This window comes from Rhodanobacter sp. C01 (assembly GCF_002001045.1).
Lineage (GTDB): Bacteria > Pseudomonadota > Gammaproteobacteria > Xanthomonadales > Rhodanobacteraceae > Rhodanobacter.
In genome coordinates this window covers 108,739-123,493 of sequence record NZ_MUNR01000007.1, presented here as the reverse complement: position 1 = coordinate 123,493, position 14,755 = coordinate 108,739, and the positions used below count along the sequence as shown (strand labels likewise).

Sequence of the window (14,755 nt, the reverse complement as noted above, 5' to 3'; positions counted from 1 at the left end):
CTGCTGGATGATCTTCGGCGGCGGCTGCTTCGGCGGTTCCGGCGGCGGCGGCGGCGGCGGCGGCGGCGGCGGCGGCGGTTCCTGGAAGGTCACCTGGACGACGTGTTCCTTATCTTTGTGGTTCTGGTGCGGCGGAGCCATCGGCGCCACCAGCAACAGAAACGCAAACGCATGCAGCCCGATGGCCACTGCCAAGGCCCAAGTGCGTTTCCAGCTAAACGGCTCGCGCCCGATTTCTTCGTTACTTGAGGCCATCTGTCACTGTCTGGAGCTGATCAATCGGAAGAGAACGTTGCCACAGGGCGTAACTCGAATCCGTCTGTTGATGCCTTGACGGAACTCGCCGCTGAGGAGACGCAGGGAAAGGTTTCAACGGTACAACAGCACATGTCTTTTGTATAGCACCCGCGAGGCATTGGATGGACGTCCATCTGCCTCGCGCATTCGCGATCCGGCTTTATTTGCCGGCACCGATCTGTTTCAGCCTGGCCCTTGCCCTGTCGGCAGTTTCCGGCTGCTGTTCGGCCTGCTTCAGTGCCGCAATCGCAGCCGCCTTGTCCTTCAGGCCGATCTCGCTTTCGGCCAGCAGCATGTACGCGGGCCCCTTGCGCTTTACACCCTTGTCAAGGCTCTGCTGCAGCATGCTCTTGGCCTGACTGTATTTGTTTTCGGTCAGCAGCAGTTGTCCGGCGCGCAGGGCAGCTTCGCCGTCGGTGGCGGTCGACGCAGCCTTGCTGTAGGTGTCGAGCGCCTTGCTGGTGTTGTCCGCCATCTCGTAGGCCTGCCCCAGCAGCATTTCATTGTCCGCACTGGAGGTGACCACGCCCTTGCCCATACCTTCCTCAAGTACCTGCGAGGCCTTGGTCGCGTTCGGCTTGGGATCATTGCCGGACTGCGCCGAGATCAGATACAGCTTGGCCAGGTTCACGTAATTGGTTTCGTTGAGCGCGCCGTTGGCACGCGCCTTTTCCATCAGCTGGATCGCTTCGGGATTCTTCTGCGCCTGCATCAGCACCGCGACAGCATTGTTGAGTGCGTCCGGGTCTTTCGGATTGGCGGCGTAATTGTCCTCGGCCACCTTCGCCGCCTGATCACCCTGGCCGGACTCCGAATAGCTGGCCATCAGGATCTGATTCCAGCTGGCCTCCGGCTTGTCGGTCAACGACTGCGCCTTCTTGATCGCGGCAATCGCCTCGGGATACTTGCCCAGGCGGTAATCGGCATTGCCTTCGAGCGCATAGGAGTTGGCGGTTTCCTTCTTGCCCTCGGCGCGCCACTTGGTCACCGTGTCCAGCGCTGGCTGGTATTGCTCGTCGGCCAGCTGGAACTGCGCCAGCATGTACTCCAGCTGGAAGTAGGTGTCGTTCGGCATCACGCCAATGGCCAGTGAACGCTGCAGCAAGGCGATGGCATTCTTGAGGTCGCCGTCGTTGTACTTGATCGTGGCCAGACCCTGCAGCGCGAGTGCCTGGGCGTACTTGCTCTTGCTGCCGTCGACCAGCGGCTGCAGCGTCTGCTCGGCCTTGGCCTTGTCGCCGGCGCTGACCGCATCCAGACCCGCGTTGAGCTGCTTCTGCTCTTTTTCGCTGGTCAGATCGAGTTTCGGTGCCACGCGGGTCGCGTTGGGGTACTGCACTTCCTGCTTGGTCTTGGACGTGTCACTGGCCAGCGCCGGACTGCTTGCCAGTGTCAGCAGCAGGGCTGCGCTCGCCAGCATCGTCAACCCACGGACATGCTTCATGGTCATCCTCATCTCGTGTGCGCGTCGCCAGTGACGCGGGGGATTACGGAGCGTAACCCGAGCGGGCAGGCATAACAAGTCGCACTGCCGCATGAAAGATTGTTAAAAATCAATTACTTGGGTGGTGTTGCTGGTCGAATCCGCATCTTTGAGGCGCACTCGCGGCAATCCCTGCCGCGATATCCGGCAATACGGCGCCATGGCCGATGCACCGCTCACGCCAACCGCAGAGGTCAGATATCCAGATTTGCCACCTTCAGCGCGTTCGCCTCGATGAAATCGCGACGCGGCTCGACCGCCTCGCCCATCAGCATCGAGAACATCTGATCGGCGGCGATCGCATCCTCGATGCCGACCTGCAACATACGACGGGTTTCCGGGTTGACCGTGGTTTCCCACAGCTGCTCCGGATTCATTTCACCCAGGCCCTTGAAGCGCTGGATACTGCGGCCCTTCTTGGCCTCGTCCAGCAGCCAGTTGCGTGCATCGACGAAACCGAGCACGCCGCGCGAAGCGTTGCCCCGACGCACTACGGCCTCAGGCTGGATCAGGCCGGCGATCTGCTGGCTGATGCTGAGGATCGGCCGGAACTCGTTGCTGCTGAAGAATGGCTGCGGCAGGAACCAGGTGTGGCTGAGCCCGTGCTGTTCGCGGACCACCTCGATGGCGGCCAACTGCTCGGCGTGGGCTGGACGCAGCGACAGCTTGTAGGTGGGCTTGCCCAAGCCGCTGGCGGCCAGCCGCTGCTGGGCCTGTTGCAGCCACGCCTGCATCGCAGCCGGCTCGGCCCACAAGGCTGGTTCCAGCGGCGTGTGCTCGAGCAAGGCGGTCAGCATGCTGACGTCGAAGCGATGCGACAGCTTGGCGATCTGATCCTGCGCCTGCTGGTAGCCGCGCAACAGTTTTTCCAGCGCCTCGCCGGTGATCGGCGGCGCGTCGGGGCTGTACGTCAGCGCCGCATTGTCGACCGCGCTGGAGATCAGGTAATCGTTCAGCGCGGTGTCGTCCTTGATGTACAACTCCTGCTTGCCCTGCTTCACCTTGTACAGCGGCGGCAGGCCGATGTAGATGTGGCCGCGTTCGATCAGCTCGGGCATCTGGCGGTAGAAAAACGTCAGCAGCAAGGTGCGGATATGCGAGCCGTCGACGTCCGCATCGGTCATCAGGATGATGCGGTGGTAGCGCAGCTTGTCGGGGTTGTACTCGTCCTTGCCAATGCCGGTGCCGAGCGCGGTGATCAGCGTGCCGACCTCGGCCGAGGCCAGCATGCGGTCGAAACGTGCCTTCTCGACGTTGAGGATCTTGCCCTTAAGCGGCAGCACGGCCTGGGTCTTGCGGTTGCGGCCCTGCTTCGCGGAGCCACCGGCGGAATCACCCTCGACCAGGAACAGTTCGCACAGCGCCGGGTCCTTCTCCTGGCAATCGGCCAGCTTGCCCGGCAAGCCGGCGATGTCCAGCGCGCCCTTGCGGCGGGTCATCTCGCGCGCCTTGCGCGCGGCCTCGCGGGCACGCGCGGCATCGACCACCTTGGAGGCGATCGCCTTCGCTTCGTTCGGATGTTCCAGCAGGAAATCGCCGAGCTTCTCGTAGACGACTTGCTCGACCACCGTCTTCACCTCGGACGAGACAAGCTTGTCCTTGGTCTGCGAGGAGAACTTCGGATCGGGCACCTTGACCGACAGCACCGCGATCATGCCTTCGCGCATGTCGTCGCCGGACGGGGTGACCTTGGCGTTCTTGGCCAGTCCGGACTTCTCGATGTAGCTCTGCAGCGAACGGGTCAGCGCGGCGCGAAAACCGGTGAGATGGGTGCCGCCGTCACGCTGCGGGATGTTGTTGGTGAAGCAGTACATCGATTCCTGGTAGGAGTCGGTCCATTGCATCGCTACTTCCACCGTAATCCCGTCCTGCTCTGCGGTCAGACTGATCACGTTCGGGTGCAACGCGGTCTTCAGCTGCGCCAGATGCTGCACGAACGAACGGATGCCGCCCTCATAGGCGAACGTGTCATGCCGGCCCTCGCCCCGCTCGTCATGCAGATCGATGGTGACGCCGGAATTGAGGAAGGCCAGCTCGCGCAGGCGCTTGGCCAGGATGTCGTAATGGAATTCGATGTTGCTGGTGAACGTGGCCGGGCTGGGCAGGAAGCGCACCAGGGTGCCGCGCTTGCTCGATGGACCGACCACCTTGAGCGGATACAGCGGCTCACCGAGCGAATATTCCTGCAGATGCTCGAAACCGTCGCGATAGATCGTCAGCCACAGGTGATCGCTCAGCGCGTTCACCACCGACACACCCACACCGTGCAGGCCGCCGGAGACCTTGTACGAATTCGCGTCGAACTTGCCGCCGGCATGCAGCACCGTCATCACCACTTCGGCGGTGGAACGGCCCTCTTCCGGATGGGTGTCGACCGGAATGCCGCGGCCGTTGTCGCTGACGCTGACCGAACCATCATCGAGGATGGTGACGATCACCGTGTCGCAATAGCCGGCCAGCGCCTCATCGATCGCGTTGTCGACGACCTCGAACACCATGTGGTGCAAGCCCGTACCGTCATCGGTATCGCCGATGTACATGCCTGGGCGTTTGCGGACCGCTTCCAGACCCTTCAGTACCTTGATGTTGCTTGAGTCGTAATGGGATTCGTCGAGGGAGTCGTTCATGCGTTGACCGTTTCCTGGCGCCAGCGACCCGCCCGACGCGGCGCCGTGATAGGCCGGGCAAAGGGTTATGCAATCTTTGAATGATGCAACCTTCCGATTATAGCAGGCGCGTCAGCTGGCCCTGTTCCACGTGGAACACGCGCGAAGGCAGCCCTTGCAAGGCCTGCGGTAGCTCGGTTCCGGTCAGCAATACCTGCGCCTGCGCCCCGCTCAGTTGGGCCACCACAGCCGCCTGATGGGCCTGATCGAGCTCGGAAGCCAGATCGTCCAGACATACGACTGGCCACTCGCCGCGGCGTTCCGCATACAACTCGGCCTGCGCCAGCATGCAGGCCAGCGCGGTGAGTTTTTCCTGGCCACGCGAAAGGTGTTCGCGCAGAGGTGCCTGTTCAAACCCAATCGTCCAGTCGGCCCGATGCGCGCCGAGTGTGGTATGTCCCCGCGCCAGATCCCTGCCCCGTTGTTCGCGCAACTGTTGCGCCAGATCCAGATCCTCGGACCAGCCACGGCGATAACGAAGATCCAGCTCACCAAGCTCCGGCAGCAATCCGGCGATGCTGGCCACCAACTTCGGGCGGAGCAGATCCAGATAGGCTCGACGTTGCCGATCGATCTGGTGAGCGCATTGCGTCAGTTCGGCTTCCCAGGGCGCGAACAGCTCGTCCGCAGATGTCGTTGTCGAACGCAGCAGGCTGTTGCGCTGTTTCAGCGCGCGTTGATAGCGGCGCCAGCTGGACAGAAAATCCTGTTCCACGTGGAACACGCCCCAGTCGAGATAGCGGCGGCGTTCCTCGGCTGCACCCGCGATCAACGCATGTGATCCCGGCTCGAAACAAACCACGGCGCATTCATGCACCAGTTGTCCGATCGTAACCCCTTCGCCGTTCACCTTTGCTTCCCAGCGGACTCCGTCGCGCCCCAAGCCCAGTCGACAAGTGCGGTCGTCCGCGTGGCACAGTTCGGCGAATACCGACATTTGCGGCGAACCACGTTGCAGCAAGGCCTCGCGTGCCCCGCTGCGAAACGAACGCGCATGCGAAAGCAGGAAAGCGGCTTCCAGCACGCTGGTCTTGCCGGCACCGTTTGCACCCACGAACACATTGATGGCCGGATCAAGCACGGGGCTGACATCGGCCAAGCAACGCAAACCGCGTATACGCAGCTGCTCAAACCGCATGGCGGTACGTCCACAAACAAGAACGCCGAGGAGCCTCTCGGCATCCTCGGCGTTGCCTGGTTTTGTCGTAATCAGTAAACGCCATGCGTTGGATGTCAGAGCCGCAACGGCATGATGACGTGGCGCGAATGCTCGTTGTCGTGCTCCTGCACCAGGCAGCTGGATTGTGCATCGCGCAGGCTTAGCCGCGCCTTGTCGCCCCTCAGCGCGGCCAGGGCATCGAGCAGGTAGCCCACGTTGAAGCCCACGGCCAGATCCGACACATGGGTGTCCGCCTCGACTTCCTCGACAGCCTCTTCCTGCTCGGGATTGTGCGCCACGATGCGCAGCTTGCCAGGCGACAGTTCCAGGCGCACACCGCGGTATTTCTCGTTGGAGAGAATCGCGGCGCGTTGCAGGGCGCCGCGCAGTACCTCGCGGTCGAGCGTGGCGTTCTTGTCGGCACCGAGGGGGATGACTGCTTCGTAATCCGGGAAACGACCGTCAATCAGTTTGGAGGTAAAAACCACATCGCCACGGCGTACACGCAGATGGTTGCGGCCGAACTCCAGTTCCACCTGGCCGTCGCCGTTTTCCAGCAAGCCAATCAGTTCGTTGACGCCCTTGCGCGGAATGATGATCTGCCGCCGCGTGGTTACCGAGCTCTGCAGCTGGGTTTCCTTCATCGCCAAGCGATGACCGTCGGTGGCCACACAGCGCAAGGTATGTTCCTGCAGGTCCAGCAGCATGCCGTTGAGGTAATAGCGGACATCCTGATTCGCCATCGCGAACGCGGTGCGCTCCATCAAATCACGCAACGCCTCTTCGGGCAGGCTGACCTTTTCCACCAGTTCGATTTCATCGATGGTGGGGAATTCGCTGGCTGGCAAGGTAGTCAGCGTGAAACGGCTGCGGCCGGCATTGAGCGCCACGCGATCGCTGTTGAGCTTCAGGTCGATCCTGGCGCCATCCGGCAGTGCACGAACGATGTCGAACAGCTTGCGCGCGGGAATGGTGATCTCGCCATCAGCCAGTTTCTCGGCATCCGCCGTGGCCACCATCTCGACTTCCAGATCGGTGCCAGTCAGGGAGAGTCGGTTGTTGGCGACCTTCACCAAAAGGTTGGCCAATACGGGCAGCGTCTGGCGTCGTTCGACGACACCGACCACTTGTTGCAGTGGCTTTAGCAGCGCTTCTCGTTGGATGCTGAATTGCATGGTTTGGCTTCCCCTTCTGTTGCTGTTTTGTCTTTAAAAGAAGTTTAGTGGTTGTAGTAGGCGCTGTGGGTAACTTTTTTTCTTCACTATTTCTTTAAAAATCAGCATGTTGGATGAAAACTAGGCTGTGCTCGAAGTTGCTGCCTGACGGTGGGCTATTTGTGGATAACTTCAGAGGCGAATCCATCCACCCATTATCCACAGCTTCGACCCCCGGTTATCCATAAATTTTGCGCGGGTGCACGGAAAACCGACTCAGCCGGTCAACGTGCGGATCAACTGTTCCCAGTCCTGGCGCATGCGTGGGTCGGTTTCGACAAACTTGCGGATCGTCTTGCAGGCGTGCATCACGGTGGTGTGGTCACGACCACCGAATGCCTCGCCGATCTCCGGCAGGCTGTGCTCGGTGAGCTCCTTCGACAGCGTCATCGCGATCTGGCGCGGTCGGGCCAGCGAACGTACGCGTCGCTTGGACAGCAGATCCTGCAGCCGCACGTTGAAGTACTCGGCGGTGATCTTCTGGATGTTCGGGATCGTGATCGCCTGGGCATGCGTGGCGAGCAGGTCACGCAGGGTTTCCTCGGCGAAATCGGTGGTGATCGGCTTGCCGTAGAAATTCGCGCGTGCCGCCAGCGTGTTCAGGGCACCCTCGAGATCGCGCACGTTGGAGCGGATGCGCTTGGCCAGCAGCATCGCCACGTTTTCGTCCACCGCTACACCTTTTTCGTGGGCCTTGGCCAGCAGGATCGCTGCGCGCGTCTCGAAGTCCGGTGGCTCGATCGCCACGCTCAGGCCCCAGCCCAGTCGCGATTTCAGCCGCGGCTCCAGCTTGTCCACTTCCTTCGGATAGCGATCGCAGGTGAGGATGATCTGCTGCTTGGATTCGAACAGCGCGTTGAAGGTGTGGAAGAACTCTTCCTGCGTGGTGTCCTTGCCGGCGAAGAACTGGATGTCGTCGATCAGCAGCGCATCAACCGAACGGAAGCGGCGCTTGAACTCGTCCATGCTCTTGGTGCGCAAGGCTTCGATCATCGAGCCGACGAACTGTTCCGAGCGCAGGTAGAGCACCTTGCAGTTCGGATTGCGCTCACGCATCAGGTTGCCCGCGGCGTGCATCAAATGGGTCTTGCCCAAGCCAGTGCCGCCGTAGAGCAGCAGCGGGTTGTAGGCCCGGCCCGGATTCGTCGCTACCTGGATCGCGGCGGCCTTGCCGAGCTGGTTGGACTTGCCCTCGACGAAGGTCTCGAAGGTGTAGTGCGGGTCCAGATTGTGGGTAAAAGCCGGTGCTGCCGGCTGTTCCGGCGTGGCCCGCGACGCGGCGGCCGGTTTGGCTATCGGCACGGGCCGGGCCGAGCTGGAGCCTACGTCCAGCCGTACCGGCCAGGACTGCCCGGTCAGATGCAGCAGCACGGTTTCGATCTGCAACAGGTAGCGCTCGCGCACAGTATCCAGCGTGTAGGAATTCGGCGCAAACAGCTGCAGGCCGTCGACATCCTCGCGCGCCTGCAACGGCATCAGCCAGGTATGCAGGTCTTCGGCACTTAAATCGCCTTCCAGACGCTCAAGGCAGCGCCGCCACAGATCACTCATGGATAAAATCAGCCACTTAGCTTGGCGCTTGCGCGCTGGGAATGGACAAGTCTAGCAGCTGCATCCGCCTGCTCACTGCAAGATATCCACACGGGTATCCACAGGGCACGGTCAAGCGCCATTTGACAGCAGTGGCGGATACCCGACATACTTTCCAACCTTTTTATCCACATTCCCTTCGGAGTAATGCCATGAAGCGGACCTTCCAGCCCAGCAAGCTCAAGCGCGCACGCACGCACGGTTTCCGTGCCCGTATGGCCACGGCCGATGGTCGCAAGATCCTGAACGCGCGTCGCGCCAAGGGTCGCAAGCGCCTGATTCCGTAAACCAGGCTAGCGAACATGCCAACCGCCGGGTTGCCGCGCGAGGCGCGGTTACGTCGGCCTGGTGATTTCGCCGCCTTGCGGACAAGCAGCGGACGCGCAGGCGGCCGCTGTTTTCATTTGCGTTATCGCGTGAACGAACTGGGGCATGCTCGGCTCGGACTGGCGATTTCCAAGCGTGTTTCCAAGCGCGCGGTGGAGCGCAATCGCATCAAGCGACTGCTGCGCGAATCGTTCCGACGCATCCAGCACCAGTTGCCGGCGATCGACCTGATGGTGATGGCGCGCGAGCAGGCAGCCGGCGTACCCGGTCCGCAATTGCTCGCCGAGCTCGACGGGCTGTGGAAAAAGCTGCTGGTGAACCGGCCCGAGCCATCCAGCCATTGAAGCGGGCGGACGCCGCCGCCACAATCGGGCGTTACCCTTTCCTCTTTTGCCCTCCGCGGCGTTCAAGTGTCGTGGCGTTACCCGGATCTGCTACGCGATGAATCAAACGCGCACCTTCCTCATGTTCGCCCTGCTGGCCGTGGCTTACCTGCTGTTTCAGGCCTGGGAGAAGGACTACGCCCCGCCGCCGCAGGCTGCGGTCGCCAGCGCATCTTCCAGCGCGGGCATCCCGTCGTCAGCGGACGGTAGCGTGCCAGGCGCCATCCCGTCGGCCAGCGCAGCATCCGGCAAGGTCGGCGCCATCGGCAATGACGCTGCCGTCGGGCAGGCCCCGGTACAGCTGATCAGCATCACCACCGATTTGCTGCAGCTGACCGTGGACACCCGCGGTGGCAGCGTGGTGCATGCGGATCTGCTGGCGTACCCGAATGCACCGCGGACCCGCAAGGATCCCAATCCCGCCCCGACCGTGCTGCTGGACAACGATCCGGCGAACTACTTCGTGGCGCAGAACGGCCTGGTCAGCAGCAGCGATACCGCGGCGCAGGATCAGCCGAACCATCAGGCCGTGTTCGAGAGCGCAAAGACCACGTATACGATGGCCGAGGGGCAGAACGAGCTGAATGTCGATCTGACCTGGCAGGACGCGGCCGGCCTCAAGGTTACCAAGACCTACAGCTTCAAGCGCGGCAGCTACGTGATCGGCCTGAGCCAGCGCATCGACAACGGCGGCAGCCAGCCATGGACCGGCAATGCCTACCAGCAGCTGCTGCGGGTTGCGCCGGTGGCGGTTGGCAACTGGCTGACCAATATGTCCCACCCGGAGTCGCGCAGTTTCCAGGGTGCCGCCTGGTATACCGGCGAGAAGTTCCAGAAGTTGTTGTTCAAGGATTTCAAGGAACCGAAGGATCAGCTCGACAGCCAGATCAAGGGTGGTTGGGCGGCCATGCTGCGGCTGTACTTCTTCGCCGCGTGGATCCCGCCGGCCGACCAGACCGTTCACTACGTCACCGAGACGATCAACCCCGACAGTGCGCAGCCGCGCTACCTGATTCGAGCGGTCGGCCCCTCGTTGAGCGTGGCGCCAGGGCAGAGCACTACCAGTGCTGCGCGCCTGTACCTCGGCCCGAACGTGCAGGGCACGCTGGACGCAATCGCGCCAGGGCTGGATCTGACCATCGACTACGGCATGTTCAAGCTGATTGCCGTGCCGATGCACGAAGTGTTGTCCTTCCTGGATGGCATCGCGCACAACTGGGGCGTGGCGATCATCCTGCTGGTGCTGCTGATCAAGGGCCTGACCTGGAAGCTGACGGCGGTGCAATACAAGTCCAGCGCCAAGATGCGCAAGCTGGCACCGCGTATCCAGGCGCTCAAGGAGCGTTACGGCGACGACAAGCAGAAGATGCAGCAAGCCACCATGGAGCTGTACAAGAAGGAGAAGGTCAACCCGATGGGCGGCTGCCTGCCGGTGCTGATCACCATGCCGGTGTTCTATGGCCTGTATTACGTACTGACCTACAGCCTGGAACTGCGCCATGCGCCGTTCCTGTGGATCCCGGATCTGAGCGCGCACGACCCGCTCTACATCCTGCCGATCATCTACGCGCTGGTGATGCTGGGCACGCAATGGCTGAATCCGGCCGCTGCGGGCATGGATCCGGCCCAGGCCAAGATGATGAAGGTCATGCCACTGCTGTTCACGGTGATGTTCGCATTCTTCCCCGCCGGCCTGTGCCTGTATTACGCAGTCAACGGCCTGGTTGGTCTGGGCCAACAGTGGTGGGTCACCCATCACGTCGATCGCGAGGAAACCGCCAAGGCGGGCTGAGCCTTCGCGTGTCCTGGCAACGCCTCATCAGCCGCGCACGGGTCACCGGCGCGGCTGACTTCGTTTAGAGTCTTCCCCATCATGTCCGACCACACCACCGAGACGATTGCCGCGATTGCCAGCGCGCCTGGCGCGGCTGGTGTCGGCGTGGTGCGCGTGTCCGGCCCGCTGGTGCCGGCGATCGCGCAGACCCTGCTCGGCCGCCTGCCACAGCCACGCCATGCACATTTCGCTGCATTCCGTGATACCAGCGGTGCGCTGATCGATCGCGGTCTGCTGTTGCACTTCCCTGCCCCTGCCTCGTATACCGGCGAGCACGTGCTGGAACTGCAGGGCCACGGCAGCGCCGTGTTGCTCGACCTGCTGCTGCGTCGCGTGTGCGAGCTCGGTGCACGACTGGCGCGGCCGGGCGAATTCACCGAGCGCGCTTTCCTCAACGGCAAGCTCGACCTGGCCCAGGCCGAGGCCATCGCCGACCTGATCGCCGCGCGCTCGCAGGCCGGTGCGCGCGCTGCATTGCAGTCGATGGAAGGTGTGTTTTCGCGCAAGGTCGAGGCACTGCTGCAAGCACTGATCGCACTGCGTGTGCATATCGAGGCAGCGATCGACTTCCCCGAAGAAGAGATCGACTTCCTTGCCGACCTGGCGATCACCCGCCAGCTCGAAGCGGTACGTGCGGAACTGGCCGAGCTGCTGCACGAGGCCCAACGCGGCCTGCGCCTCAACGACGGCCTGCGCGTGGCAATCATCGGCCGTCCCAACGCCGGCAAGTCCAGCCTGCTGAATGCCCTCGCTGGCAGCGACCGCGCGATCGTCACCCCGATCGCCGGCACCACTCGCGACGTGCTGCGCGAAAGCCTCAGCCTCGACGGCATCGCGCTGGAACTGGCCGACACCGCCGGCTTGCGCGAGACCGACGACGAAGTCGAGCGCGAAGGCGTGCGCCGCGCGCATGGCGAACTGCAGCGCGCCGATGTGGCGTTGCTGGTCACCACTCAGGTCGGCTTTGCCGATGACCTGGCGTTGTTCGACACCGTGCCTGTAGGTGTCGAACGTATCGTGGTGATCAACAAAATCGACCTGGACCGAGTGCCGCCTCACCACAAGCAGTGCGAAGGCATGCACTGGCTATGGGCCTCTGCGAAAACCGGCGTGGGTCTCGATGCTCTGCGCGATCGCCTCAAGCAGCTGGCTGGTGCCGGCAGTGGCGAGGGTGCGTTCAGTGCGCGTCGTCGCCACGTGCAGGCGCTCGAACAGGTGCATGCGCACCTCGACCATGCCGCCGGCGTGCTGGCCCACAGCCGTGCCGGCGAACTTGCCGCCGAGGAATTGCGCCACGCGCAGCACGCGCTCGGCGAAATCACCGGCAGCTACAGCAGCGATGACTTGCTGGGCGCGATCTTCGGCTCGTTCTGCATCGGCAAGTGAGCATAGGATGATCTTATTGTGCGCAGTCCATCGATGGACAATGACACGCGATCAGGCGCTGGAAATCGTCAGCCGGTCCGGGTGAGCAAGGCTTCCACTTCACGCAACTCAGGCATACCGCCCTGTGCGCCAAGTTTGCCGACCGACAAGGCGGCCGCAGCGCAGGCTTTGCGCACCGACCGCGGCAGGCCTTCATGCAGAAAAACGGCGAGCGCGGCGTTGAAGGTGTCGCCGGCGCCGGTGCTGTCGACCACGTCGACCTTGAAGCCTGGCTGAGGCAGCGGATCACCTTCCTCGCGGTACCACGCCCCTTCGGCGCCACGGGTGAGTACGACCGGGCACGGAGTGTGTTGCATCAACAAACGGAAATCTTCGGCCGGATCGGCACCGAGCAGGATCGCCAGTTCGTGCTGATTCGGCGTGACGTAACGGGCGAGCTTCAACCACTCGGTGGGCAGCTTCTGTGCGGGTGCGGGATTGAGGATCACCGGCACGCCGAGTCGATGACCGAGGCGCAAGGTGGCTTCCACGGTTTCCAGCGGAATCTCCATTTGCACCAACACCGCGTCGGCCCGGGCGATCAGTGCCTGTGCCTGTTCGATCTGTGCCGTGGTCACGTGGGCATTCGCGGCGGGGACCACGATGATCTGGTTCTCGCCGTTGGCGACGGTGATCGAGGCGGTACCGCTGGCGCAATCGTCGAGCGCGATGGTGTGGGTGAGGTCGATGTTTTCGGCGGCCAGGCCCTGGCGCAGTTGCCGACCGAAGGCGTCGTTGCCGGTGGCGCCGACCAGCGCTACTTCGGCGCCCAGCCGAGCCGCGGCCACAGCTTGATTTGCGCCCTTGCCACCGGGCACGGTGAGAAAGCGTTCACCGAGGATGGTCTCGCCAGGACCGACAAAGCGCGCTGCCTGGGTCACCAGGTCCATGTTGATACTACCGACGACAACGATACGGGTCATGACATCCCAAGCCGATCTTTTCGAGAAAGGGTCGAGCATAAGCGATTGCGTCGTGCAGTAAAGACGAAGGGCCGGCAATCAGCCGGCCCTTCGATGGAGGTGCGCGGAGTCGCCTTACTGTTTGTTGCCGGAATCGTTGTCGCTCGGACTCTGCTTGTCCTGACGGCGTTGCATGGCCTGCTGCTGCATCTGCTGGTATTGCTGTTTCTGGCTGTCGCTGAGCACCGCCTGCAGCTGGGTGTCGCTGTCCTGCATGATCGAGCGCATCTTCGTGCGGCGGTCGCGTGGGGCCAGCGTGTTATCCGCGCGCAGTTGCTGCATCTGCTGTTGCCGGCTTTGCAGGATCGGCTCGATCTTGGCAGCCTGCGCTGGCGTCAACTGGAGTTTGCGGCTGAGCCGTGTGATCTGGCGTTGCGGATCAGGTGCCTGGTGCGAGGGCTTCGTGGTTGCCGCGTCGGTAGAAGCGGAGCTGTTCTGGAATGGCTGTGCCGTGACGGCATTCGTGCAGGCGACACTGATAGCGAAGCCGAGTAACGCAAGGCGAAGAACAGGTTTCATCGCAAGATCTCCAGAGTGAGTGGGCAACAAGACACGGAACGCGAGACAGGACACAAGCGTTGACGAAGCTCATCCGAGCTTGTGCCGTGGCCAGATCCAGGCGCAGTCCGACTATCGACGCTTGAATCATGAAGTGCCGCCCCGATCCATTACCCGTTGCCGCCCACCCGAGGAGATAGCGATGATCGAACTGCATTACTGGCCCACGCCCAACGGCCACAAGATCAGCATGTTCCTCGAGGAAGCCGGCCTGCCCTACGAGATCAAACCAGTCAACATCGGCAAGGGCGACCAGTTCAAGCCCGAGTATCTGAAGATTTCGCCGAACAACAAGATGCCGGCGATCGTCGATACCGACCCACTGGGTGGTGGCGATGCGCTGAGCATTTTCGAGTCCGGCGCGATCCTGCAGTACCTGGCGGACAAGACCGGCCAGTTCATGCCTATTTCTACACGCGAGCGCTACGTCGTTCTGGAATGGCTGTTCTGGCAGGTGGGTGGGCTCGGTCCGATGCTGGGCCAGAATCACCATTTCAATCGCTATGCGCCGGAGAAGATCCCGTATGCGATCGACCGCTATGTCAACGAGACGCATCGCCTGTACGGCGTACTGGATAGACGTCTGGACGGCCGTACCTTCATCGCCGGCAAGGACTACACGATTGCCGACATGGCGGCCTATCCGTGGATAGTTCCATACGAGGCGCAAGGCATGACGCTGGAGGAGTTTCCCCACCTCAAGCGCTGGTTCGAAGACATTCGCGCGCGTCCGGCGACGCAGCGTGCCTATGCCCTGGGCGAGACAATCAAGGAACAGACCGACCTGCGCACGGACGAAGCGGCGCGCAAAATTCTGTTCGGACAGAAATAGATGGAGGCACGGATGGCGTGGGAAA

At 62.4% G+C, this 14,755-nt stretch carries 12 protein-coding genes and 1 pseudogene; 5 read left to right on the top strand and 8 right to left on the bottom strand.

What is annotated here, in order from left to right; genetic code table 11:
• From B0E50_RS18255 to dnaA, 6 genes and pseudogenes are all read right to left on the bottom strand, one after another.
• Positions 1 to 255: pseudogene (locus B0E50_RS18255) on the bottom strand (energy transducer TonB); the annotation flags it as partial.
• 202 nt (positions 256 to 457) lie between these two features.
• Complete coding sequence (locus B0E50_RS04580) at positions 458 to 1,741, bottom strand: tetratricopeptide repeat protein (protein ID WP_254427180.1); 1,284 nt, start codon at positions 1,739 to 1,741, stop codon at positions 458 to 460.
• 233 nt (positions 1,742 to 1,974) lie between these two features.
• A complete protein-coding gene (gyrB, locus tag B0E50_RS04575; RefSeq protein ID WP_077440002.1) occupies positions 1,975 to 4,407 on the bottom strand; it encodes a DNA topoisomerase (ATP-hydrolyzing) subunit B in 2,433 nt (810 codons plus the stop codon).
• A gap of 97 nt (positions 4,408 to 4,504) precedes the next feature.
• Positions 4,505 to 5,584 carry a DNA replication/repair protein RecF gene (recF, locus tag B0E50_RS04570; RefSeq protein WP_077440001.1) on the bottom strand — a complete coding sequence of 360 codons (1,080 nt, stop codon included), beginning with the start codon at positions 5,582 to 5,584 and terminating at the stop codon, positions 4,505 to 4,507.
• A gap of 95 nt (positions 5,585 to 5,679) precedes the next feature.
• Positions 5,680 to 6,780, bottom strand: coding sequence for a DNA polymerase III subunit beta (gene dnaN, locus B0E50_RS04565; RefSeq protein WP_077440000.1), 1,101 nt, complete (start codon positions 6,778 to 6,780; stop codon positions 5,680 to 5,682).
• A gap of 255 nt (positions 6,781 to 7,035) precedes the next feature.
• Positions 7,036 to 8,370 carry a chromosomal replication initiator protein DnaA gene (dnaA, locus tag B0E50_RS04560; RefSeq protein WP_077439999.1) on the bottom strand — a complete coding sequence of 445 codons (1,335 nt, stop codon included), beginning with the start codon at positions 8,368 to 8,370 and terminating at the stop codon, positions 7,036 to 7,038.
• Between the two features lie 191 nt (positions 8,371 to 8,561).
• Between dnaA and rpmH the strand changes: the two genes are divergently transcribed.
• The 4 genes from rpmH (at position 8,562) to mnmE (ending at position 12,339) form a co-directional block, all read left to right on the top strand.
• Positions 8,562 to 8,696, top strand: a complete 135-nt coding sequence (gene rpmH, locus B0E50_RS04555; RefSeq protein WP_008211413.1) for a 50S ribosomal protein L34 — start codon at positions 8,562 to 8,564, stop codon at positions 8,694 to 8,696.
• A 15-nt stretch (positions 8,697 to 8,711) separates the two neighbouring features.
• The gene (gene rnpA / locus B0E50_RS04550) at positions 8,712 to 9,080 is read left to right on the top strand and encodes a ribonuclease P protein component (RefSeq protein ID WP_077439998.1); all 369 of its coding nucleotides are present in this window, start codon (positions 8,712 to 8,714) and stop codon (positions 9,078 to 9,080) included.
• A 97-nt stretch (positions 9,081 to 9,177) separates the two neighbouring features.
• Entirely contained in the window at positions 9,178 to 10,911 is a 1,734-nt protein-coding gene (gene yidC / locus B0E50_RS04545; protein ID WP_077439997.1) for a membrane protein insertase YidC, read from the top strand.
• Positions 10,912 to 10,992: 81 nt separating this feature from the next.
• Positions 10,993 to 12,339 carry a tRNA uridine-5-carboxymethylaminomethyl(34) synthesis GTPase MnmE gene (gene mnmE / locus B0E50_RS04540; protein ID WP_077439996.1) on the top strand — a complete coding sequence of 449 codons (1,347 nt, stop codon included), beginning with the start codon at positions 10,993 to 10,995 and terminating at the stop codon, positions 12,337 to 12,339.
• 68 nt (positions 12,340 to 12,407) lie between these two features.
• On the opposite strand, the gene rbsK is transcribed toward mnmE, so the two are convergent.
• Together rbsK and B0E50_RS04530 are read right to left on the bottom strand one after the other, a co-directional pair.
• Positions 12,408 to 13,301 (bottom strand): ribokinase, encoded by an 894-nt coding sequence (rbsK, locus tag B0E50_RS04535; protein WP_077439995.1) that lies wholly within the window; start codon positions 13,299 to 13,301, stop codon positions 12,408 to 12,410.
• A gap of 114 nt (positions 13,302 to 13,415) precedes the next feature.
• Positions 13,416 to 13,859, bottom strand: coding sequence for a hypothetical protein (locus B0E50_RS04530; protein ID WP_077439994.1), 444 nt, complete (start codon positions 13,857 to 13,859; stop codon positions 13,416 to 13,418).
• Positions 13,860 to 14,040: 181 nt separating this feature from the next.
• Between B0E50_RS04530 and B0E50_RS04525 the strand changes: the two genes are divergently transcribed.
• Positions 14,041 to 14,730, top strand: a complete 690-nt coding sequence (locus B0E50_RS04525; protein ID WP_077439993.1) for a glutathione S-transferase N-terminal domain-containing protein — start codon at positions 14,041 to 14,043, stop codon at positions 14,728 to 14,730.
• Positions 14,731 to 14,755: the final 25 nt, after the last annotated feature.